This window comes from Pseudomonas folii, from assembly GCF_014357575.1.
Taxonomy (GTDB): Bacteria; Pseudomonadota; Gammaproteobacteria; order Pseudomonadales; family Pseudomonadaceae; genus Aquipseudomonas; species Aquipseudomonas folii.
In genome coordinates this window covers 1-22,956 of record NZ_JACONW010000048.1, presented here as the reverse complement: position 1 = coordinate 22,956, position 22,956 = coordinate 1, and the positions used below count along the sequence as shown (strand labels likewise).

Genomic DNA, 22,956 nt, shown 5'->3' with positions numbered 1-22,956 from the left:
ATGTTATCACCCTGAAATCGGTGGTTTATCAGGCAGGGTCGGCTGGATTGGAGAGAACTATAAATCCTTTACAAGTATATTCTTAATCTGACACCATCGAAGCACGAGACACCGATAAAATTAGACACACATATTATAGGCTTGTAAATATAATTAAAGGAGTAGACCTATGGTAAGCCTGCAAGATGCCCGAAGCTGGATTGAGGGGGAGATTTATTCAAACCTCTTGGAGCAAATGGTTCAAAACCTGAAACTAGCGGTGAGTGATAAAGTCATCTCTGACACATTACTGGAATATGACATCGAAAACATCAACGCGGCAAGTGCGACCATAAAAGATCTTGAAGAAATCGCAAGTGACACGCTTTTTTGCGGGATTTACGTGATTGCGAAACTGAAAGGTATAGAAGGAACTGAGAACCAGCAGGAAGGAAGACATAGTGAAGATGAGGATGACGTTCTAGTAGAGACTCTTCCCTTCTATAGAAGCTTTCTAAATATCTACCTGATTGAACTACACATCCTTAAATCCCAACCGGAGAGGCTAGAGTCTTACTTGAAGAAAATCAGAATACCTAACTCTAAGCAGTACGCCAAGCAACTGCGATCTATTTATGAATCGATACTTCAGCCTTCAAATTTTACTGGAAGCACTCAAGATGCCTAGCGTGGAAAACGCTGTTGATGAATACTGTCCAAGAACCAAGATGCCTCACCTATATCTCTGCGTACCTTTTTTATGGAACGATGGCCATTTTGAAGAATTGATTTTTGATGAAGTCAAAATAAACTGGCTACAATGCTTTGCAACTTATGACATTGAAAAGAAATTTATAGATAAAAACGGCAGTGATGCTTTTGAGGATCTAATGTCCATACAGGAAACTGATGTGTTCGACATGGAACGTCAACCTGTCAGGTTACCCTACCAGGTTTGTACAAGAAGTTGGTGCGGGTAGAATTGCCGCCGTGATTGGCTGGAGGCACGCATCGTGGAAATCGATCAAGGATCTGTCTTCTCCAGAGCGAAGGAACGATAGTTACAGGGGGAGTCTTGCCCTCATCCATTCCAGGCGTGTGGGAGGCATCGTGATTGTGTGGTCTTTCTGCCCCTTGTCATCTTGATAGATAATATTGTTTTCGAAAACCTTCAGCGGTTCATGCCCGGGCTGGCCGTCCCAAAAAACCTTATAATATCTTCTGGCTAACAGTTCGCCTTGATCGTCGAAAATGGTCAATCGGACCCTTTCCATACCATCGCCATCAAAAAGACTATTATTTACCCCGGCCCCGCAAATAGTTATCAGGAACGTTTCATTGCCGATTTTTTTCGTACCTCCATTTAACTTTTCCGTGTGATTATAGTTATTACAATCAGAATCATCGAACAGATTGAAGGCAGTCGAGTAAACCACCAAAAGAACCAACATGAAAACAAATAAGAAAAAAGACCCGAGATGCGTTTTTCTTACATAGGTTCTGAGGGTTTGCATAATGTATCCAGCCTTATGATAAAAGACTTTTTAGCTTGTGGATTTTCGGCCTACTGTAGATCATAAGATCGCCACCCCGGTTATGCTTTTCTCTCTACTCATTATAAGAGCTGTTCTACACAGGCCAGTAAACATATTTCTTCAGGGTTTCTACGAAAAGTCGATGCGGTTGGAATTACCGCCACGATTGGCTGGTGGCCCGCATAACGTAGCGTTACAAACTCTGCGACGCATCGTGGGATTTGATCAACGATCGGGTTTCTCCAGAGCATCGCAGAATAGGCACTCAACCATCAGGAATGGAAAACCCGGCTAGACGCTCAATGCTTCATCAGGCGCAGGGAAGAATCGGTCAACCAGCGGCTTGCCTTCATCACCCAGCTTCGCTGCGTACTGCTCGCGGCTGAAAGGCTCGCCGGTGCGCATATCAAGCAGCACGTGCCAGGTCTTGGGCTGAGGAATTTCAGTGAGCTGAACCCTCATGAACTTGAAGTTGAGGCCGGTGACTTCCTGGATACCGTCGATCAGGAAGTAGTGTCCGGGCATGAAGATCGATTCGGCCTCCTGCGGAGTCTCGGAAAAAAGAGCCACCGGTATGCCCCCCAGATAATGTTTTGCTGGCAGTTCAAAGACCACTGCGCTGTCGTCAAAGGTGATCTGCTCCTGGGTCAGCGCGAAGGCTGCCGAATCTTGCCCTGCCTGACTGCTGCAAAAGACGCGTGCGATGAAGGGATTTTCGCTGAATGAGGTGATATCAGTGGTGACCAGAACATTCCCGGGCTTGATCCGGCCACTGCGGAAAAAATGTCCCGAGGTGCCCCGCAATGCGCTACCGCCACGATAAAGGCTCACATCGTTGTTACGCCCCACCTCAAGCAGGTCATCCGCCAGATCTTCGATCAGCCCTGCCTGCCCTTCGCCCTGTGAGGATCCCGTGCGCAAGAACTGATTGAACATCGAATCCCTGATGCTATAAGGCTTGATACGATCGCCCGCAAAATCTCCGTTCGCGGCTTTGAAGACCCAATGCTCGTTGCCGCTGCTGTCTATGACGACCCTTGAGCCCGTCGGCGTCTCCAGCATCAGGTCATCGGCGTGTACCTCACGCACATTGATTACCGCTTCCTGTCGCGCCAGCGCCATTTGAGAGAAACGCTCTTCTTCCGGCAGATTGAACTGCATGTGGATGTCCCAAAAGGACGAACGCACTGTCGCGTAGGGTTTGGTGGGCGACAGCGGATTTGCTGTCGGCAGCGTAGCGGAGCCTTCCGGCTGATCCACCAGTTCCCACTCCTGCAACGCATTCAGCCGTACTGCCCGAACAACATTGCTGTCAGTTGCGTGGGTGGGGTCGACGATACGCCAGCTATTGAGTTCATCGCTGTAGAGCACCCGGTAAGGCATGTCATTGAGGTTGATCCAGGTTTCACCGTTCGCCAACTGCTGAATGCCCTGCATGCGCCCGACCGCCGTCGGCGCATCGGCAGCCAATATTACGTTGCCCTCCAGCCCTTCAAGGGGGTCGCGAATTTCTACCAGCGTGATCATCTCGTTTGAAGGCGTGATACCGCTGCTTTCTGTTGCAGACGCTTCCACGCCAGCGGGCTCGCTGACCGGACGGACGCTCGCCGCCCTGCTGAGCCCCACCAGGGTTGGCAGGTTGAAGAGCAGAAATATCGCATTGAATATTGCGCCGACGAGACCGGCCTTACGCTCCCTGGCACTTTTCCCATTAATAGCCTGATCGGTTCTCAACCCGACGTTGACGGCTCCAGCGCCTACCAATGTCAACGCCATCGGCCATCCCAATGGGGCAAAACTGCCGAAAACGCTGATGAACGCATCCAGATACCCCATCCACATGCGTTTACGCAGGTCTGAGTTGGACGTCAGCAGAACGCGTGCATCTTCTTGCAACTGCTGCCTGGCGAGGTCGCGCAAATACTCGAAAGCATTTCCGGGAATGGTCCTGCTGCTGGAATTGATCAGACGTTGTCCGGCGACCCAGGGTGTCTGCACTATCCGCTGGGCATTGTCATCGAATTGCGCCTGATGCTGTTGCTGTGCGGAATGAGTGCGCAAAAACAGCGCCATGAAAGCCGAGCGCGTTGCTGGCTGACTCAAGCAGCGTTGCACCCAGTGATAAAGGTCGCTATCGGAGGCAAACACATGAAAGGGCTGTTCATCAGCGGGAAAATAAAGAATCTGCCAACCCGTATCACTCACCACGCGAAAACTTTCACTGCACGGGTAACCGCCGATATCGAAGGAGCGCAAGGTTATACCGCGGGGCGCATTAATCCTGGTGTGCAGGGTAGAAAGGGTCATGACCGGTTCAAGCTTGCCAACCACTGCGCCCATGAGGTTTTTGAATTGGCTCAGCGTAAGCTGGCCCGCGCGCAGTTGCTGACCGGCGGCGGCCAGAAAGCGTGAGCGGGCCAGCGTGCAAAAATTGTCGCTGTGCTGCACCCAGAAGCTGTCCATTCGAGCCTGAAACAACTGGTTGAAATCCAGCGCCCAGAAGTCATTCATGACCTGCATGGGCAATAAGCGCACTTCATTGCGTTCATCGAACACGCCGTGCGCGGGGCCATCGGTGTAAAAGCCGCCATAGAGCTGAAGCTCGTCGCTGGCCAGTTGGTCATGTGCAGTGAAGCGCCGAAGCAGCAACTCGACAAAATTCATCGACTCGTAGGGCACTCCCGAATGTTGCCAGCCGGTAAACGTTCGCGGACTGCTCATCGCGTTGTGAAAGCGGTGCCAATAGACTTTTTCCGGGTCCAGGCGCTTGCCGGTGTGCGTCAGCAGCAGCTTGCTGGCCTGGGCATACGCCGTGCCGTGGATATCGGGGTAGTCCTCGACAAATTGCCGGGCGATCTGCTTGAGCTGCTGCTCATCCGTCAGGTAGCGGGCGTCGGCAGTGCCTTGGGTAAAGGTTAATGCGGGTTCAACAGGTGGACGATGCATGTGGCTTTCCTTGAGTGAGAAAAGCATGCACGTGATCAGGTTCGATGCGGGGGTTGGCGGTACTTATGTATGTTTTCCGCAGACGGATAATACGAAGTGGGACCGGCTTTAGCCGGGAAGGGGCCGGTACATTCACAATGTCTTTATCGTCAACAACGCAGTCTCCCCGGCTAAAGCCGGTCCCACGTATGTATTCAGGGTTGCATGCACCCGGTTGCGGCATCCCTACAGGCGATAAACACCTCTGTTCAGCCAATCAACAGCAATGCTTTGACAGCCAACCAATTCAACAGGTTAGAATCCGTTGGCACGGTGACTGCATGGTCATGACGTGCCACCTTTATTTTCTTATCGACCTTTCTGCATGGAGAAATGCCCTTGGATGCCACAACCATCAACAGCCTGTTCTTGATCGGCGCGTTGCTGGTAGGTGCAAGCATTCTGGTCAGTTCGATTTCCTCACGTCTGGGCATCCCGATTCTGGTGATCATCCTGGCGGTCGGTATGGTTGCGGGCGTGGATGGCGGCGGAATTATTTTCGACAACTACGCCACCGCCTATCTGGTGGGCAACCTCGCGCTGGCCGTGATTTTGCTCGACGGCGGGTTGCGCACGAGGGTATCCAGTTTCCGGGTAGCGTTGTGGCCCGCGCTGTCCCTCGCAACCGTCGGAGTCCTTATTACTACGGCTCTGACAGGCATGGTCGCGGCCTGGCTGTTTAATTTGAACATGATTCAGGGCCTGTTGATCGGCGCGATCGTCGGCTCAACGGACGCGGCGGCGGTGTTTTCCCTGCTGGGCGGCAAAGGCCTGAATGAGCGGGTAACCGCCAGCCTTGAAATCGAATCCGGCAGTAATGACCCGATGGCGGTGTTCCTCACTGTGACCCTGATCGGCATGCTCGCCAACGGCCAGACCAATCTGGAATGGAGCCTGTTGGTCCATCTGATTCGCGAATTCGGTATCGGCGGCGTGATTGGCCTGGGCGGTGGCTGGCTCATGTTGCAGCTGGTCAACCGCATCAATCTGGCGACCGGTCTGTATCCGATTCTCGTTATTTCTGGCGGTTTAGCCGTGTTTGCCCTGACCAACGCCATCCACGGCAGCGGTTTTCTGGCGGTTTACCTGTGTGGTCTGGTCATGGGCAACCGCCCGATCCGCAGCCGTCACGGTATTTTGCACATGCTTGACGGCATGGCCTGGCTCGCACAGATCGGCATGTTTCTGGTGTTGGGCCTGTTGGTCACGCCCCACGACCTGCTGCCGATCGCGATCCCGGCACTGGGCCTGGCATTGTGGATGATTCTCGTCGCGCGCCCGCTTTCGGTAATGGTGGGATTGCTGCCGTTCAAAGCGTTCCACGGACGTGAAAAGGCGTTTATTGCCTGGGTGGGCTTGCGCGGTGCAGTACCGATCATTCTGGCGGTGTTCCCACTCATGGCCAACCTGCCGAATGCGCAGCTGTACTTCAACCTGGCGTTCTTTATCGTGCTGGTTTCGCTGTTGGTTCAAGGCACCAGCCTGCCGTGGGTGGCGAAGCTGCTCAAAGTGACCGTTCCGCCCGAGCCTGCACCGATTTCCCGTGCGCCGCTGGAAGTCCACGTCACCAGCGAGTGGGAGTTGTTCGTCTACCGTCTTGGTGCAGAAAAATGGTGTATCGGTGCCGCCCTGCGCGAACTGAAAATGCCCGAAGGCACGCGCATCGCCGCCCTGTTCCGCGGCCAGCAACTGCTTCACCCGTCGGGTAGTACAACACTGGAAGTCGATGACCTGCTGTGTGTTATCGGTCACGAACATGACCTGCCAGCCTTGGGCAAACTGTTCAGCCAGGCGCCGCAACGCGGTCTGGACCTGCGCTTCTTCGGCGACTTCGTACTGGAAGGTGACGCTCAACTGAGCGCGGTTGCTGCCTTGTACGGTCTGAAACTGGATGGGCAGGACGGCAACATGCCGCTGAGCCAGTTCATTGTGCAGAAGAATCGCGGCGAGCCGATTGTCGGCGATCAGATCGAATGGAATGGAACTATTTGGACAGTTGCTGTGATGGAGGGGAACAAGATCCTCAAAGTCGGCGTCAGATTCCCCGAAGGAAGCAACCCAGGCCCTGGGTTGTTCCTCTAAACTGCCCTTCTATTCGATCAGCTCGACCGGTGTCTATGTTGCCCCTGCGTAATTTCTTTGCTGCCATCCTGCTCGGCTTGTGCCTGTCGTCTTTCCCGGTACTGGCTGCCGATCCACCCACGCGCGAGGCCGTGCAGCAGAGCCTGGACAAGATCGCCGACCGCAAACTGCCGGACGCCGACCAAAAAGCGCTGCAGCAGGTGCTGGAACAGACCCTGGGCTTTATCGACAGCAAAAGCGATAACGAGAAGAAGCTCACTGCGCTCAAGCAGCAACTGAACGATGCACAGAAACAGATCTCCGAAAACCAGCGGGAACTGACGCGCCTCAAAGGCAGCAAAATCATCCCCGTTGCCCAGCGCTATGGCAGTCTTGACGTGCCGCAGCTGGAAAACATGCTCAGCGAACGCAGCACCCTGCAAGGCGAGTTACAAAAAGCCTTGAGCGATGCCAGCAGCATGGTCATCACCGCACAGACTCGTCCTGAACGCGCTCAAGCTGAAATCAGTAACAACCAGAACCGCATCCAGCAAATCAACACCATTCTCAAGCTGGGCAAAGACAACGGTAAGAACCTAAGCCCCGAACAACGCAATCAGCTCAACGCTGAGCTGGCGTCGATCAATGCCTTGAACGTGTTGCGCCGTCAGGAACTGGCGGGCAACAGCCAGTTGCAGGATCTGGGCAACAGCCAGCATGACCTGCTGGTAGAAAAGGTCAGCCGCCAGGAGCAGGAAATCCAGGAGCTGCAAACCCTGATCAACGACAAGCGCCGCGCCCAGTCCCAGCAGACCGTGACGCAGCTGTCTCTGGAAGCGCAGAAAGCCGGGAGCAGTAGCCTGCTGGCGACCGAAAGCGCCGCCAACCTCAAGCTCTCCGACTATTTGCTACGCGGCACCGATCGCCTCAACGAACTGACCCAGCAGAACCTCAAGACCAAACAACAGCTGGACAACCTGACCCAGACTGATCAGGCGCTGGACGAGCAGATCAACGTGCTGCGCGGCAGCCTGTTGCTGTCGAAGATTCTCTATAAACAGAAGCAGTCGTTGCCACACCTGCAACTGGACAAAGGTCTGGCGGACGAAATCGCAGACATCCGCCTGTATCAGTTCGAGATCAATCAGCAGCGTGAGGCCATGAGCAGCCCGGTTGCCTACGTTGAAAAACTGCTGGCCACGCAACAGCCTGCGGACATTACTCCACAGTTGCGCAAGACCTTGCTGGACCTGGCCGTGACCCGCAGCGATCTGCTGGAGCGCCTGAACCGCGAACTCAGCGCGCTGCTCAATGAATCCATCACCTTGCAGCTCAACCAGAAGCAATTGGTCAGCACGGCCATCAGCCTGCGCGAGACGCTGGATGAGCAGATGTTCTGGATCCCCAGCAACAAGCCCCTCGATGTGGAGTGGTTCCAGGGCATCTGGCCGCGTCTGCAGAAGCAGGTGGCAACCTTGCCGGTGGCCTCAAGCGTCAGCGAATTGAGCGATGGACTGACCCAGCGACCGTTGCTGTTCCTGCCGTTGCTGCTATTGATCGGCGTGCTGACCTGGAGACGTAAAGCGCTCTACAACAAACTCAACAAGCTGCATGCGGACATAGGCCACTTCAAGCGTGACAGCCAGTTGCAAACACCGCTGGCGATTCTGATCAATATTCTGCTGGCCATGCCGGTTGCGCTGGCGCTGGCCCTGTGTGGTTACGCCCTGCAAATCGACGCACGGGGGCAAAACGCCAATCTGGGCGAAGCACTGCTACAAATTGCACTGGCGTGGCTGGTGTTCTACACCGCCTACCGGATCCTTGCGCCGGGCGGCGTGGCACAGCTGCATTTCCGCTGGGAAAAGGCCCAGGTCGAATTCCTTCAGGGCTGGATACGCAAGCTTGGCCTCGTCGTGCTGGCGCTGGTTGCCGTTGTCGCGGTGGCCGAGCATCAACCCGCCGCACTGGCTGACGACGTTCTGGGTATTGGCGTGGTACTGACCTGCTACGCGCTGATGGCCTGGCTGCTTAGCCGCCTGCTGCTGACCAGCCCAAGCAATCACAACGCTTCGCTGTTCCGCAAAACAATGGGACTGGCGTTTACTGCGCTGCCCATCGCGCTGTTTGTCGCAGTGTGCTTCGGCTACTACTACACCGCGCTGAAACTCAGTGATCGCCTGATCGACACTTTGTACCTGATGATGCTTTGGCTGGTCATCGAGGCAGCGTTCGTGCGCGGTCTGAGTGTGGCGGCACGACGTCTGGCCTATCAGCGCGCCCTGGCCAAGCGTCAGGCTGCCAAAGAGGCGGGCGATGGCGATGCGGTGGTTGAAGAACCCACACTCGACATCGAACAGGTCAACCAGCAATCGCTGCGTCTGATTCGTCTGGCACTGCTGGCCGGTTTCGTGGCTGCGCTGTACTGGGTGTGGTCGGATCTGATCACCGTGTTCTCGTACCTGGACAACATCACCCTGTACGAATACACCAGCGGTACCGGCGCTACCATGAGCATGGTGCCGATCAGCCTCGGCGACATGATTGGCGCACTGGTGATCATCGGCATCACCTTTGTCCTGGCGGGTAACCTGCCCGGCTTGCTTGAGGTACTGGTGTTGTCACGCTTGAGCCTTGCCCAAGGCAGCGCTTACGCGACCACCACCTTGCTGTCCTATGCCATTGCCGGTATCGGCTTTGTGTCTACGCTCTCGGCGTTAGGCGTAAGTTGGGACAAGCTGCAATGGCTGGTGGCCGCGCTGTCGGTCGGCCTCGGTTTCGGGATGCAGGAGATCTTCGCCAACTTCATCTCGGGCATCATGATTCTGTTTGAGCGTCCCGTGCGGATTGGCGACACCATTACGATTGGTAACCTGTCGGGCACGGTCAGCAAGATCCGCATCCGCGCCACGACCATTACCGACTTTGACCGAAAGGACATCATCGTCCCGAACAAGACGTTCATTACCGGGCAACTGATCAACTGGTCGCTGACCGACACCATCACCCGGGTGACTCTTAAACTCGGCGTGGATTACGGTTCCGACCTGGATCTGGTTCGTACCCTGCTGCTCAAGGCCGCACGGGATAATCCGCGAGTGCTCAAGGACCCGGAGCCGATTGTGTACTTCCTGAACTTCGGCGAAAGCACGCTGGATCATGAGTTGCGCATGCACGTGCGCGATCTCGGCGACCGTAACCCGGTGCTCGACGAGATCAACCGTTTCATCAATAAAGAATTCAAGAAGCAGCACATCAACATCTCGTTCCGGCAGATGGAGGTTTACCTCAAGAATCTCAGCGGGCAGGAATACAAGCTGGTGCCGACGGACGAAGAGCCAAAACCGAGCGGGCCGCTCAAGCTGGAATCTGCGGAGCAGGTCAAACCTGCGGCGAAGGATCAGCCAGAGCCGCCGGAGTTGCGACTGGATTAAAGCCGGTTACAGAAATCTGTAGGAGATCGCTCTGTGCCCTGACACAGCGCTGTCGCGAAGCAAACATTGGACCTGTAGGAGCTGCCGAAGGCTGCGATCGCGGTGTATCAGGACAAATGCTTCGCAGCCTTCGGCAGCTCCTACAGAAAATGCATTTCAAGCCATTAATTTGCATTTTGTTTGATAGGAGCTCGGCAGCTGTTATCAAACAACATACAACCACTTGATCTGGAATTCTTTTCTGTAGGAGCGACCGGGGTGGCGCTCCTACAGGTTCAATGTTTTCTGCGAGACAGCGCGGCCATCGGATGAACCTGCCGGCCTCCTATACCCAGCCACCAACTGGACGCATCCGGATCAACCCCGCAGAATGCTCGGACATTCTGCTGGAGAAGGCCTGTGAAAGCCCTCGACGAACTGACCTTCGACAATCGTTTTGCCCGCCTGGGCGATGCGTTCTCCACTTCGGTATTACCTGAGCCCATTGCCGAGCCACGCCTGGTCGTCGCCAGCGATGGTGCACTGGCCCTGCTTGACCTTGATCCCGCCCAGGCCGAGCTGCCGCTGTTCGCTGAAATCTTCAGCGGGCACAAACTCTGGGCAGATGCCGATCCAAGGGCGATGGTCTATTCAGGTCATCAATTCGGCTCATATAACCCGCGCCTGGGCGACGGCCGCGGCCTGCTGCTGGGTGAGGTTTACAACGACGCAGGCGAACACTGGGACCTGCACTTGAAAGGCGCCGGACAAACGCCCTACTCCCGAATGGGCGACGGACGCGCGGTACTGCGCTCCTCGATCCGCGAGTTTCTGGCTTCCGAGGCGCTGTTTGCGCTGGGCATACCCAGCAGTCGTGCGGGCTGCGTCATCGGCTCCAGCACGCCGGTATGGCGCGAGAAACAGGAACGCGCCGCGATGGTGCTGCGTCTGGCGAAAAGTCATGTGCGCTTCGGCAGCTTCGAATACTTCTATTACACCAAGCAGCCTGAGCAGCTAAAGGAACTGGGCGAGCACGTGCTGGCGATGCACTTTCCGCATTGCCTGGAACAACCCGAACCGTACCTGGCGATGTTCAAGGAGATCGTCGAGCGTAACGCCGAGCTGATCGCCAAATGGCAGGCCTACGGCTTCTGCCACGGGGTGATGAACACCGACAACATGTCGATTCTGGGCATCACCTTCGATTTCGGGCCGTTCGCTTTTCTTGATGATTTCGACCGGAACTTCATCTGCAACCACTCGGATCATGAAGGCCGATATGCCTTCAGTAATCAGGTGCCCATTGCCCAATGGAACCTCAGCGCACTGGCTCAGGCGTTGACGCCATTCATCAGCGTCGATGCCCTGCGCGAGACCATCGGCCTGTTTCTGCCACTCTATGAGGCCCATTACCAGGACCTGATGCGCCGTCGTCTGGGGTTAACCAACGCTGAAGACGACGATGGAGAGCTGATCAGTGGATTGCTCAAACTGATGCAGAACAGCGGCGTCGATTACACCCTGTTCTTCCGCCGCCTCGGTAACGACCCAGCCGCTCAGGCGTTGCAGTTACTGCGTGACGACTTCGTCGACATCAAAGGCTTCGACAGCTGGGCCGAACGCTATCTGGCGCGGATCAGCCGCGAAGACGACGGCACCGACCAGCAACGCCAAACGCGCATGCATGCGGTCAACCCGCTCTACATCCTGCGCAACTATCTGGCACAACAAGCCATCGACGCCGCCGAAAACGGCGACTACGAAGAAGTCCGCCGGCTGCATAAAGTGCTCAGTGATCCGTTCAATGAGCAGCCGGGCATGGCTGGCTACGCCCAGCGTCCACCTGATTGGGGGAAGCATCTGGAGATCAGTTGTTCGTCTTGATTGCAGGTGGTTGAGCTGACGCTGGCGTGTCGGCGCTCGTCAAGGGCGACACGCCTTGCGTCGTAGCTTTGTTGCCCTTGCCAAAGGCGTATTTGTACTTGGCCATGACCTCGAAAAGGGTCAGAACGCGGAATTCTTTCTCCTTGGTTGGGGCTGGGCCGCTTTGCTCTATTACCAAACGCGCCAGACGCGTTTCGTAGTTATCAGGGTATTGAACTTGCTCGATATATGGCAGGGTCTTGTAGTGGGACAGGATCTCGGCATAGAACCTGGGAGTTCGGCCTTTGTTTGCAGCAGACTCCTGGCGCTCAGGTCCCCAGAGCGACTTGTTCCATTTATCTTCAATACCGTTCACGGCATGACGAGCTGCATTTCTTTCATGCAGGGTGTAGGGGCCCTTCTCGTCGTAAATAATGAGATTCAACTGGTCCCTGGAAAGACCGGCAAAGGGGTTTTTCGCCTGGAGGTTACACTGTCTATATCGGCCCGTATATGCCGTAGCTTGCCGAGCTCTCTCCAGTAGTTCTGGATCGGAAGTATCGGGATACTCTGTAACATAGCCGCTCTCATCTGATCGCCAACCGTACTCAACCAAAGCTGTACGGATTCGATTACTTTCAATTCCCAACTGATGACGGTCCATACTCTTGTCTCGGGCTTCTGCCCGAACAGCACTTTCTGCCAGTTGGCGGGAGAGCGTGGATAACGTTGACTGGGTGTTGGGTGTATCAACAGTGATAGAGGTTTCTTTCTGCACGGTTACCGAGGAAACATTACTGAGCTGCGCAGCTTTACCAACAGCAACACTTGCGCTGGAAACAGTATTAATCATAAACCGACCTCAAAAGCAGAATACGCAGTGAAGATCAGTTAACTTTTTTTGTGGCGGGGAGCGGATCAAGAATCGTCGTACCGGGCTTTACAGCGTCGACAACCGGCTTTACAGGCTCAGGTTTATTTTTACCCGGTACAGGTTGCTCTTTTTTCTTCTCCGGCAATTGAATGCCTGCGAGGATTTCGTATAAGTTCAACATTCGCTCACTAGGCTTACGCGAACCGCCGTGCTCCGTGATGCTGGCTTCAAGCCGACTTTCATAACCTTTATCGTAGCGAGCTCGCTCAATGGCAGGCAGTGCTTTGTAATGATCGAGGCATTCAGTCATGAACTTGGGGTTCTTACCGCAGCTGTTATATTCCTGTCCTGCACGGGCTATTGATCCTGCTCGCCATTGTTGTTCCAGACTCGCACTGCGAGACCAGGCGGCCTGCCTTTCATTGACCGTGTACGAGCCTTTATCGTCGTACGCAATAAGAACCGCCTGCTCACGGGTGAGGTCAGCAAATGGATTTCTTGCAGTTGGGTCCTGGGCTACAGATTTATTGACGTAGATCGTCGCCAACTTGGCTCGCTCAATCAGCACGGGGTCGTTGGTCTCCGGTACTTCTGCATCGTGCCGGGCTTTGTTGGCAACGTACGACTCACCCAAAATATGATCTACCGTTTTTTTCGCAAATTCTCCTAATTGCTCACGCGTCATGCTCTTCTCGCGGGCTTCGGCACGCACGGCGCTTTCACCGAGTTGGAGAGAAAGCGTTGAGACGCTTGCGGTATCCATTTTTTTTGAGATGTCCTGGACAGCTTCACTAAGGCCAGTGGTATTGGAATACCCGCTCTTGATGGGGGAATTGGAGGGAATCAAAGATGTGGAAACATTGACGTTATTAATCATATTATTCTCCGAAATCCAATATTGAAACTGGATAACAGCGCACCTTAACGGCATGAGCATTCTGCACTGTTACCCAGCTCATTCAAAAAGTGTTACTTCATCGAAAATTCAACTGCCCACGCATTGGTGGAGAAGTTGACAGATGTGATCTTCACATCACAACGCGCCCCGCCCTCTGCAATAGCGTTTTTAGTCCACTTAGGAACCCGCACGCCGCTCTGGAAATTCTTAAAGTATGTCGTTGAAAACTTACACACCTTACTTCCCATTCGATACATAACAACTGCATAGTTAGTATCGGGTGAAATATTACTCTGAACTCTATACCGAGCGAATTCACCCGCTTTTATTTCTGCCAAGGGCGTAGGTCTTGCGTTCATTTGGGCACTCATCCCATTTCTCCCTTCAGCGTGATAGAAGGCAGACTCCGCACCATTGTTCTTAAACGTCACATCGACCAGAGGCCCAGCCTAAACTACACCCGAAGCCACAGCTAAAACCAGCGCCAAAGGCGCCAGAACATAAATACCCTTCATTGGAATACCTTTAATAAATCAAGTTTGTCTTGTGTTGAAACTTGAGAAAACGGTAGCGCCTCACAAAAAAGCTTACAACTATCCAAACGAATAGATCACAGGCAATAGCCCGTATTTACTGAGCAAAACAGAAGTATAAAAAGCTAAATTTCAGATGAATCTTTATTTTCTGTAAGACTTACCCTACAGAAACTACTATTAATCCCAAAATCAAATAACTATATACTACGAAAACCAGTAGTTGGATTTCGTTGAGGGATTTTTCTTCAGTATCCATGGCACCGCGCTGCCTGGCAGCAAACATTGCACCTGTAGGAGTGAGCTTGCTCGCGATGACGTCGGTACAGGCGATATCTTCATCGACTGACAGACCGAATCGAGCAAGCTCACTCCTACAGGTCCCGTGTTTGCTACGCGACAGCGGGGTGTCAGGGACGCCGGGGCGGCCCTTACAGGATTTAGGTCAACTCTGATCGTTGTCTTTTGTCGATAGGCGCGACAAGGGCAGGTGTTTGCTACAACTCAAGCAACCACCGCAACCCCATCGCCACATGCTGCTCAGTGCTGTCGATCAACGGCAGTGGGCTTTGCACGCCATCAAGCAACAACCCGATTTCGGTACAACCCAGAATCGCCGCCTCCGCGCCCTCATCGCGAAGCTGCTCAAGTACGTTCAGGTAGTAGTCCCGAGCAGGCTGATTGAATTGACCCAGGCACAATTCGGCGAAAATCACTCGGTCGATCTCGGTCATGGCCTGAGCGTCGGGCAACAGGCATTCGATGTCGAAGCGTTCGGCGAGACGATTACGATAGAAGTCGTCCTGCATGGTGAAGCGCGTGCCCAGCAGCGCAGCGCGGGATACGCCACTGGCTTGCAGAGCCTGGCCCACCGCATCGCCGATGTGCAGCAGCGGAATGTCCACCGCAGCCTCGATAGCGGGCGCGACTTTGTGCATCGTGTTTGTGGCCAGCAGCAGAGCGCCTGCACCGGCCCGCTGCAGGCCTTGCGCGACGTGAGCCAGTTGCTCACCTGCAACGTGCCACTCACCGGTTTTTTGCAACGCAGCGATACCCGCGAGGTCGACTGAATGCAGGAGAATCGGCGCAGAATGCAGGCCGCCGAGCGCGTCACGGACGCCTTCGTTGAGCAACTTGTAGTAGGTGGCTGTGGATTCCCAGCTCATTCCGCCTATAACGCCGAGAGTTTTCATGCTTTGCTCCGTCACTGAACCGTTGAAACCAGCCTAGGGGCATTCATCCCCCCAAACCAGTCACAGCCAGGCGAGAACCGAGCAGTACAATCTGCGCATCACTAGATTTTGGAGGCCCCATGTCAGAACCCATGCTGATCCCCTGCCCGCATTGCAACGGGCTTAATCGAATCCCCAATGAGCGCCTGGACGACCACCCCAAATGTGGCCGCTGCAAACAACAGGTGTTGCTGAGCACACCGTTCAATCTGACTCAGGGCGATTACGCCAGCCAGATCAAAGGCGATCTACCGCTGCTGGTGGACGTCTGGGCGGAGTGGTGCGGCCCGTGTAAATCCTTCGCGCCAATTTTTGAGCAGGCGGCCGGCGAATTGGCCGGGCGATGCCGACTGGCCAAACTGAACAGTGAAGCCAACCCGCAGTTGTCAGGACAGCTGGGTATTAGGTCGATCCCCAGCCTGATCCTGTTCCGCAATGGTAAGGAAGTTGCGCGTCAAAGCGGCGCGTTCCCGTTGCAGCAGCTGCTGGCGTGGTTGAAAAGCCAAGGCATCTGAATCGATCTACGGGAAGTCAGCGCGTTCGCTTTGCTGATTTTTCCGTAGGGCCTTTCCGAAACAGCGATTTGCCGCTCCCAACTGCGTTATTCAGACCTAGGATTTGATTCCGACTCGCTTAACGGAAGTACATCCATGTCATACGTAGTCAGGGAAGACGATCCAACCACTACTGGTGGATTTGTATTGAGTGCATCGGCAACTCAACTCATGGACCTTCGCAGGCTTGCCCGGATGGGCGACCCGGTGTGGTGCCCGGCCTGCGGGACCGTCGGTTACATCGCCCAGGGCAACCCGACGTTCATTGATGAATACATTGCTGTCGCAACCCACGGCCACAACGTCAAGTGCGACTGCGATATCGGCAGCCATCAGTTGATCGCGACCCAGCAAACCCTTGCGGCGGACATGGATGCAGCAATCGATATCCCGAAAGGCCTGGCCAAGCGGGCGAGGCTCGTGGTGGACAAGATGAATGCTGCTGTGAAGGAAGGTGTAAGGCCCTGCGACCTCCGCTCAGCAAGCAAAACCTGAAGTTTCAGGGATAACACGGTCTTCGTAGGACTGGCTTTAGCCGGGAGAGGGCCGGTACATTCGCCCTGTATCTTTCGCCAGAAACACAGTCCTCCCGGCTAAAGCCAGTCCTACGGGCCGTCGTTTACCAGGATACGCGCGTCAGGATCTCCCCTAAGCATAGGTCTCCAACCAATGATGCAGCTCCACGAACTGCTGGGTCAGTTTGTGGCGCGGCTCAAGGTAGATCAGGGGTTTGCTGGCCTCGTGCGATTCGCGCATCTTCACCGAGGCGTTCAAATACACCGGCAATACAGGCAGCCCCTCGGCGATCAGCTCGTCAAGCATCTGCTGCGGCAGGCTGGCCCGTGGCTGGAACTGATTGACGATGATCCCTTCCACTTGCAGGTCTTCGTTGTGATCTTCCCGCAATTCTTCCACTTCCTTGATCAGGCCATACAGCGCCTGTCGAGAAAAGCTGTCGCAATCAAAAGGTATCAATACACGATCTGCGGCGATCAGCGCCGAAACCGCATAAAAATTCAGCGCTGGCGGAGTATCCAGATAGATCCGCTCATAATCCTCGCTCAGTTCATCCAGCAATTTTCTGAGCTTATTGATCTTGTGCTTGGCTTCCAGCTTGGGCTGCAGGTCAGCCAACTCGGGGGTCGCGGTCACCACATGAAGGTTATCGAATGGCGTTTCGTAGATATCGACGTGGTTTTTCTTCGCAAACGGCCCGGACGACAGGGTCTGCTTGAAAAATTCGGCAATACCCATGGGGATGTCATCCCCCGTCAGACCGGTCAGGTACTGAGTCGAATTGGCCTGCGCATCAAGATCGATCAATAGCGTCCGATACCCTTCATGAGCACTGACTGCTGCCAGGTTGCAGGCGATGCTGGACTTGCCAACGCCACCCTTCTGATTGAAAACCACCCGACGCATGAGTTGACCTCCTTGATGCCTGGATTGAGTACAGGGAAATGGTTGGTTGCTGGAGTCTATGCAATGCACGTTACAACGGCGAGCGCTTCAACCACACACGACAAAATCCCACCGGAAAAGTGTCAAATTCCGACATATTTGTTTTTAACAAATTGCTACTGTTCATCCTCATCGGGATAATGCCCGACGTTTGAGCGGAAACAAGCGAGTTCCGGGCAGATTGCCAGCAATATCGCAGTAAGCAGTAGCCCGCAGGGGCGGGAAGATAATTCTTTGATTACGTTCAACATCGCACAATGGCGCGCCTGGGCACCGGGGTTGACTCACGTCGACGACTGGCAGGCCTGGAGTCGGCACCCGACGCCCTTGCAGATCAGCGATGAATCGCCTGATGTGTCGTTCCTGCCTGCCATGCAGCGCCGCCGCCTCGGTCGTCTGGCCCGCATGGCATTTGCCGTGGGCTGGCCGCTGGCTGAAGGTCACGTGCGGCTGCCACTGGTATTTGTCTCGCGTCACGGTGAGACACCTCGCACCTTCGAAATCCTGCGTGACGTCGCCGATAGCCAGCCCTTGTCACCGACCCAGTTCAGCCTGTCCGTGCACAACGCGGTCATTGGCTTGTGGTCGATCATGCGTGGTGAAACCAGCGAAATGACGGCCCTGGCAGCAGCAGGTGACGGCCTGGAGCATGGTGCTTTCGAAGCCGCCGCACTGTTGGCAGAGGGTGCGCCTGCGGTGCTGCTGATCGTGACCGAAGAACAGCCGCCACAGGCCTACTCGGGCTGGATAGACGACGTGCCCTTCCCATATGCCGTTGGCCTGCTGCTGACCCCGGGAACGGACTGGCAGTTGACCTTGCAGCCGGCCAGTGAAGAGGAACGGCCTTGTAGCGAATGGCCCCATGCCCTGAATCTGCTGCGAACGCTCAACACTGAACAACACACTTGCCGACACGCCTGGAAGAACCGGTTATGGAACTGGCAACGCAACCACTGAAAAAGCGTCAGGACGCCTATTACTGGCGCCTCTTCGCTACCGCGATGTGCTTTGCCCTGTTCGGGGTGGGCGGGCTGTGCCTGCGCTTGCTGTATTTCCCGCTGCTGCGCTGCCTGCCAGGCGATCAGACCAAAAAGCGCCAGCAAGCCAGACGGACCATCAGCCGTCTGTTCTGGGTGTTCATCCAGCGCATGGCGAAAAGCGGCGTACTGACTTACGAAATAGAAGGCGCAGAACGGCTGGGTCGTCCGGGGCAGATGATCATCGCCAACCACCCTTCGCTGATCGATGTGGTGTTTCTGATCGGGCTGGTGCGCGACGCCAATTGCGTAGTCAAACACAGCCTCTGGGAAAACCCTTTTACCTGTGGCCCGGTGCGCTCCACCGGCTACATCAGCAACGATGGCAGCGCCGAGATGCTCGACACCGCTGCTGACGCCCTTCGCGATGGCCAGACTCTGATCGTATTCCCGGAAGGCACCCGGACACAGCCCGGTTGCGCGCCGCAATTTCATCGCGGCGCTGCTGCCATTGCCTTGCGCGGTGCCTCGGTGATCACTCCGGTCGTCATTCAGGTCAGCCCGACGACGCTGACCAAGGCCGAGCCCTGGTATCGCATCCCTTTACGGCGCGTGCACTTCAGTTTGCGCGTTGGTGCCGATATAGACCCACACGCCTTTGCTGCGCTAGGCCCGGCGCCTGTTGTGTCGCGCAAGCTCAACGACCACCTGCATCACTATTTCATCAGGGAGCTCGCCTTGGATGAGCGTTCTACATCAAGACATTAAGCAACTGATCATCGACGCCCTGGGCCTCGAAGACATCAGCACCCACGACATTGGCAACGACCAGATCCTCTTCGGTGAGGGGCTGGGTCTTGATTCTGTAGATGCCCTGGAACTGGGGCTGGCGATCCAGAAGCGTTACGGCATCAAGATCGATGCGGACGCCAAAGACACCCGTGACCATTTCACCAGCGTGGACAGCCTCGCGGCTTTTGTCAGCGCACGACAAGCGGCCTGAGGAATTGACATGCAAACCCGTGAAGACATCTTCGAAATCCTGCGCGATGCGCTGGTAGAGCTGTTCGAACTTGAGCCTGAGCGAGTCACTCTGCAAGCCAATCTTTATCAGGATCTGGAAATTGACAGCATTGACGCCGTGGACCTGATCGACCACATCAAACGCAAGACCGGCACCAAAATCGCTGCCGAAGAATTCAAGGCGGTACGCACCGTCAACGACGTCGTCGAGGCGGTATACCGTCTAGCCAACGCCACAGAATGAAGCGGCTGATCGGACTGGGTCTATTGCTGGCGGGCGTGTTGTACCCGTTCGCGGTTTACTACGGTACCGAACACTTCGCGCCCTGGCAGTTTGCGTTACTGCTGGGTGTCTTGTGGCTGGGACGTGCGCTGACCGCGCGCAAGCGGCCCGCCACGCTGATCACGGCGTTGATCGCCATTGGCTTTTGCCTGCTTCTGGGCCTGCTGGACAGCGCTGAATTGCTGCGGTGGTACCCGGTGTTGATCAGCGCTTCAATGCTGAGTCTGTTTGGCATGAGCCTGATTCATGGGCCGCCGATCGTCGAACGCATGGCGCGTTTGGGTGATCCGCAATTGCCGGAAAAGGCTGTCCGCTACACACGTCAGGTTACGGTGGTGTGGTGCTGGTTTTTTCTGGCCAACGGGTTGATCGCAGCGGGTTTGACGCTGTGGGCTCCGCTGTCCTGGTGGGCGCTGTACACCGGACTTGTTTCATACGGATTGATGGGCCTGCTGTTTGCAGGCGAATGGCTGGTCCGCCGCCGAGTCAGAGGCGCGGCATGAAATGGAATGCATGAACCGGATGGTTGTTGACTGGATTAAACCCGAACGCCTGCTGCTTGACCCGCAGTCAGCCCGTGAGCTGACGCAGGCTCCGGCGCTGAACCATGCGCAGTTTTGCGAGCAAGCGTTGAGCGTCGCAGCAGGCCTGCAAACCCACGGCATCAAGCGGCTGGCCGTGCACCTGGAAGACGCTGGCGAGTTGGCGATTGCGCTATTTGCAGCCTGGCGCGCGGACGTCAGCGTGCTGCTGCCCGCCGACCTGCAAGCCCAGACCCGCGAGCGCTGGGCCGGGCATGTGGATGCCTGGCTGACTGATCTGCCGGGCGACCGCAAGCTGCAAGAGCTGCACGCCGAGCCATTGCCGCCAGCGCCGCTGGATCTGGATGAATGCTGCTTGAGCCTGTGTACGTCCGGCTCCAGCGGTGAACCCAAGCTGATCGAAAAACGCTTGCGGCAACTGGCCAATGAAGTCGATGCGCTGGAACAACTCTGGGGCGCAGACCTGGGCGCGGCCTGCATTATCGGCAGCGTGGCGACGCAACACATCTATGGTCTGCTGCTCCGCGTGCTGTGGCCTTTGAGCGCGGGGCGGTGCTTCGTTCGCAAACAGCTGCCGTTCCCGGAAGACCTGCAGCGCGCCAGTCGCGAATTCCCGCAGTTCGCCTGGGTAGCCAGCCCTGCGTTGCTCAAGCGCATGGGCGACAACCTCGATTGGCCAAGTCTGGGCAAGGTACGCCGGGTGTTCTCCTCTGGCGGCGCATTACCTGTGGAGGCGGCTGAGAGCCTGTATCAGCGATTGGGGCAGTGGCCGACCGAAATACTTGGCAGCTCGGAAACCGGCGGTATCGGCTGGCGTCAGGGAGAAAACCTCTGGCAGGCCTTCTCAGGTGTCGAACTGGGCCAGGATGCCGACGGTGCCTTGCACATCAGTTCGACGTACATGCCGACAGGCCACATCGAACACACTGCCGACGCGGTGCGCATGGCCGAAGACGGCCGTTTTGAACTGCTTGGACGACTGGATCGCATCGTCAAACTCGAAGAAAAACGTATTTCCCTGCCGCTCTTGGAGCAGGCACTGGTCAGCCATGAATGGGTCAGTGAGGCGCGTCTGGGTGTGGTGCAGGAAAATCGTGCCTCGCTGGGCGCATTGGTGGTGCTCAGCGCCGCGGGTTTACATGCCTTGCGCAATCAAGGCCGACGCAATCTGACGCAAACCCTGCGCCAGCACTTGAGCGGTCATTGCGAAGCGATCGCCCTGCCCCGTCGCTGGCGCATGCTGCGTCAGTTGCCACTGAACGCACAGGGCAAACTGCCTCAAACCGAAGTTCAGGCGCTGTTAATGGCACCACGCGGAAAAGAAGCGGAAGTGCTGGCGCAACAGAACATGGATGGCGAGTGGCATCTGCAATTAAGCGTGCCGCCAGATCTGGCGTACTTCAGCGGTCACTTCCCGACAGCTCCGGTATTGCCGGGCGTGGTTCAAGTGAGCTGGGCCATGGCGCTGGGTCAGCGTTTGATGGACGTGCCGGCAAAATTTGCCGGGATGGAAGTTCTCAAGTTCCAGCAACTGGTCCGCCCCGGTGACCAGATCAACCTGACCCTGCGCTTCGACGCCGAGCGCGGCAAACTCTACTTCGCTTTCCGCAACGGCGACGCAGCGTGTTCCAGTGGCCGGATATTGCTGGAGGCAGGCAATGTTTAACTTGAAAGCGATGGCATTCCCGGTAGGAGCGAACTTGTTCGCGAGAGTCCCCACAGGGTGTGTCAGGCACAACGCCTCGCCAACAAGTTGGCTCCTACCTGGAATTGGGAACGCCTTGGCAAACGCCGCTCCTGTTGGAGCGAGGCTTGCCCGCGATAAGGGGACCGCGATTCTCAGGCCAATTGCGTCCAGCCTTATCGCGGGCAAGCACCGCTCCCACAGGGACCCGCATCTGACCAGTTTTCTGCGGGGTTCTTCCCATGCATAACCCCTGCGCCATCATCCCGGTGTTCGACCATGAACTGGCGGTGCCTGCGGTGGCTCAGGCGGTGCTCGCCGCTGGTTTGCCGTGTGTCCTGGTGGACGACGCCAGCAGCCCGGCTTGCGCCGCAGTGCTGCGTGAACTGGAGCAAGGCGATAACGTTTATCTGGTCACGCTGCCCGTCAATCAGGGCAAAGGCGGTGCTGTCATGGCGGGTTTCCGTGAAGCACAGCGTCTGGGTTTCAGCCATGCCCTGCAAGTGGATGCTGATGGTCAGCATGATCTGTCTGACCTCGGCGTCTTCCTCGACGCATCACGCCAGCAGCCCAACGCGCTGATCTGCGGTTATCCGCAATACGATGCCAGCGTGCCAAAAGGCCGCTTGTATGCCCGCTACCTCACGCATTTCTGGGTATGGGTCAACAGCCTGTCCTTGCAGATCAAGGATTCGATGTGCGGCTTTCGGGTTTACCCTCTGGCGCCCGTGCTGCATTTGATCAACACCGTGCAGGTGGGCAAGCGCATGGATTTCGACTCGGAAATTCTCGTGCGCCTCTCGTGGCTGAATCAGCCGATGGTCTGGCTGCCGACCAAGGTGCATTACCCGCAGGACGGCCTGTCGCATTTCCGGATGTTCCACGACAACGCACTGATCTCGAAAATGCACACCAAGCTGTTCTTCGGCATGCTGGGACGTTTCCCGTTGATCCTCTGGCGGCGGTGGTTGCCATGATTGCTGTGTTTGCAAGAAATCCGGTAGGTGTGGCCGACCCGCTTTCGACGCCGCGCGGTCGCGAAGCAGACATTGGACCTGT

Annotated in this window: 21 protein-coding genes; 14 read left to right on the top strand and 7 right to left on the bottom strand. The window is 56.0% G+C overall.

From position 1 onward, the window contains the following. The first annotated feature begins 169 nt into the window (after positions 1-169). A complete protein-coding gene (locus H8S59_RS12340) occupies positions 170-667 on the top strand; it encodes a hypothetical protein (protein WP_187521587.1) in 498 nt (165 codons plus the stop codon). After that, entirely contained in the window at positions 660-959 is a 300-nt protein-coding gene (locus tag H8S59_RS12335) for a suppressor of fused domain protein (protein ID WP_214658310.1), read from the top strand. The genes H8S59_RS12340 and H8S59_RS12335 overlap by 8 nt, the downstream gene beginning before the upstream one ends. An 81-nt stretch (positions 960-1,040) precedes the next feature. Here the strand turns inward: H8S59_RS12335 and H8S59_RS12330 are convergent, their stop codons facing one another. Next, positions 1,041-1,493: a hypothetical protein gene (locus tag H8S59_RS12330; RefSeq protein ID WP_187521586.1), complete on the bottom strand. Its 453-nt coding sequence runs from the start codon at positions 1,491-1,493 to the stop codon at positions 1,041-1,043. A 312-nt stretch (positions 1,494-1,805) separates the two neighbouring features. Beyond that, positions 1,806-4,460 (bottom strand): dermonecrotic toxin domain-containing protein, encoded by a 2,655-nt coding sequence (locus tag H8S59_RS12325; RefSeq protein ID WP_187521585.1) that lies wholly within the window; start codon positions 4,458-4,460, stop codon positions 1,806-1,808. A 378-nt stretch (positions 4,461-4,838) separates the two neighbouring features. On the opposite strand from H8S59_RS12325, the gene H8S59_RS12320 reads away from it, so the two are divergent. The 3 genes from H8S59_RS12320 (at position 4,839) to selO (ending at position 11,857) form a co-directional block, all read left to right on the top strand. Next, on the top strand, positions 4,839-6,581 hold the full coding sequence (locus H8S59_RS12320) for a potassium/proton antiporter (protein WP_095092893.1): 1,743 nt from the start codon (positions 4,839-4,841) through the stop codon (positions 6,579-6,581). Positions 6,582-6,616: 35 nt separating this feature from the next. Next, a complete protein-coding gene (gene mscK / locus H8S59_RS12315) occupies positions 6,617-9,994 on the top strand; it encodes a mechanosensitive channel MscK (RefSeq protein WP_187521584.1) in 3,378 nt (1,125 codons plus the stop codon). Between the two features lie 399 nt (positions 9,995-10,393). Then, complete coding sequence (gene selO, locus H8S59_RS12310) at positions 10,394-11,857, top strand: protein adenylyltransferase SelO (protein WP_187521583.1); 1,464 nt, start codon at positions 10,394-10,396, stop codon at positions 11,855-11,857. Here the strand turns inward: selO and H8S59_RS12305 are convergent. The 4 genes from H8S59_RS12305 to H8S59_RS12290 all read right to left on the bottom strand — a co-directional run bounded on the left by H8S59_RS12305 (position 11,841) and on the right by H8S59_RS12290 (position 15,334). Then, positions 11,841-12,689, bottom strand: coding sequence for a hypothetical protein (locus tag H8S59_RS12305; RefSeq protein ID WP_187521582.1), 849 nt, complete (start codon positions 12,687-12,689; stop codon positions 11,841-11,843). The genes selO and H8S59_RS12305 overlap by 17 nt on opposite strands. A gap of 34 nt (positions 12,690-12,723) precedes the next feature. Next, positions 12,724-13,587, bottom strand: coding sequence for a hypothetical protein (locus H8S59_RS12300; protein ID WP_187521581.1), 864 nt, complete (start codon positions 13,585-13,587; stop codon positions 12,724-12,726). Positions 13,588-13,679: 92 nt separating this feature from the next. After that, complete coding sequence (locus H8S59_RS12295) at positions 13,680-13,979, bottom strand: hypothetical protein (protein WP_187521580.1); 300 nt, start codon at positions 13,977-13,979, stop codon at positions 13,680-13,682. Between the two features lie 659 nt (positions 13,980-14,638). Beyond that, positions 14,639-15,334, bottom strand: coding sequence for an aspartate/glutamate racemase family protein (locus H8S59_RS12290; RefSeq protein ID WP_187521579.1), 696 nt, complete (start codon positions 15,332-15,334; stop codon positions 14,639-14,641). Positions 15,335-15,453: 119 nt separating this feature from the next. Between H8S59_RS12290 and trxC the strand changes: the two genes are divergently transcribed. Together trxC and H8S59_RS12280 are read left to right on the top strand one after the other, a co-directional pair. After that, positions 15,454-15,888 (top strand): thioredoxin TrxC, encoded by a 435-nt coding sequence (gene trxC / locus H8S59_RS12285; protein ID WP_187521578.1) that lies wholly within the window; start codon positions 15,454-15,456, stop codon positions 15,886-15,888. Positions 15,889-16,023: 135 nt separating this feature from the next. Continuing rightward, entirely contained in the window at positions 16,024-16,422 is a 399-nt protein-coding gene (locus tag H8S59_RS12280; RefSeq protein ID WP_187521577.1) for a PAAR domain-containing protein, read from the top strand. Positions 16,423-16,575: 153 nt separating this feature from the next. Here the strand turns inward: H8S59_RS12280 and H8S59_RS12275 are convergent, their stop codons facing one another. Further along, entirely contained in the window at positions 16,576-17,349 is a 774-nt protein-coding gene (locus H8S59_RS12275; protein ID WP_187521576.1) for a ParA family protein, read from the bottom strand. A gap of 273 nt (positions 17,350-17,622) precedes the next feature. On the opposite strand from H8S59_RS12275, the gene H8S59_RS12270 reads away from it, so the two are divergent. The 7 genes from H8S59_RS12270 to H8S59_RS12240 all read left to right on the top strand — a co-directional run bounded on the left by H8S59_RS12270 (position 17,623) and on the right by H8S59_RS12240 (position 22,874). Beyond that, positions 17,623-18,345, top strand: a complete 723-nt coding sequence (locus H8S59_RS12270; RefSeq protein WP_187521575.1) for a beta-ketoacyl synthase chain length factor — start codon at positions 17,623-17,625, stop codon at positions 18,343-18,345. Continuing rightward, the gene (locus H8S59_RS12265) at positions 18,321-19,133 is read left to right on the top strand and encodes a lysophospholipid acyltransferase family protein (RefSeq protein ID WP_187521574.1); all 813 of its coding nucleotides are present in this window, start codon (positions 18,321-18,323) and stop codon (positions 19,131-19,133) included. The genes H8S59_RS12270 and H8S59_RS12265 overlap by 25 nt, the downstream gene beginning before the upstream one ends. Beyond that, positions 19,108-19,368 carry a phosphopantetheine-binding protein gene (locus tag H8S59_RS12260; protein ID WP_027901954.1) on the top strand — a complete coding sequence of 87 codons (261 nt, stop codon included), beginning with the start codon at positions 19,108-19,110 and terminating at the stop codon, positions 19,366-19,368. The genes H8S59_RS12265 and H8S59_RS12260 overlap by 26 nt, the downstream gene beginning before the upstream one ends. A gap of 9 nt (positions 19,369-19,377) precedes the next feature. After that, positions 19,378-19,632 (top strand): acyl carrier protein, encoded by a 255-nt coding sequence (locus H8S59_RS12255; RefSeq protein ID WP_095092460.1) that lies wholly within the window; start codon positions 19,378-19,380, stop codon positions 19,630-19,632. Continuing rightward, a complete protein-coding gene (locus H8S59_RS12250) occupies positions 19,629-20,174 on the top strand; it encodes a COG4648 family protein (RefSeq protein ID WP_095092461.1) in 546 nt (181 codons plus the stop codon). Before H8S59_RS12255 ends, H8S59_RS12250 begins: the two co-directional genes overlap by 4 nt. A gap of 19 nt (positions 20,175-20,193) precedes the next feature. Then, positions 20,194-21,879, top strand: a complete 1,686-nt coding sequence (locus H8S59_RS12245; protein ID WP_425504574.1) for an ApeI family dehydratase — start codon at positions 20,194-20,196, stop codon at positions 21,877-21,879. Between the two features lie 260 nt (positions 21,880-22,139). Then, entirely contained in the window at positions 22,140-22,874 is a 735-nt protein-coding gene (locus tag H8S59_RS12240) for a glycosyltransferase family 2 protein (protein WP_187521572.1), read from the top strand. Positions 22,875-22,956: the final 82 nt, after the last annotated feature.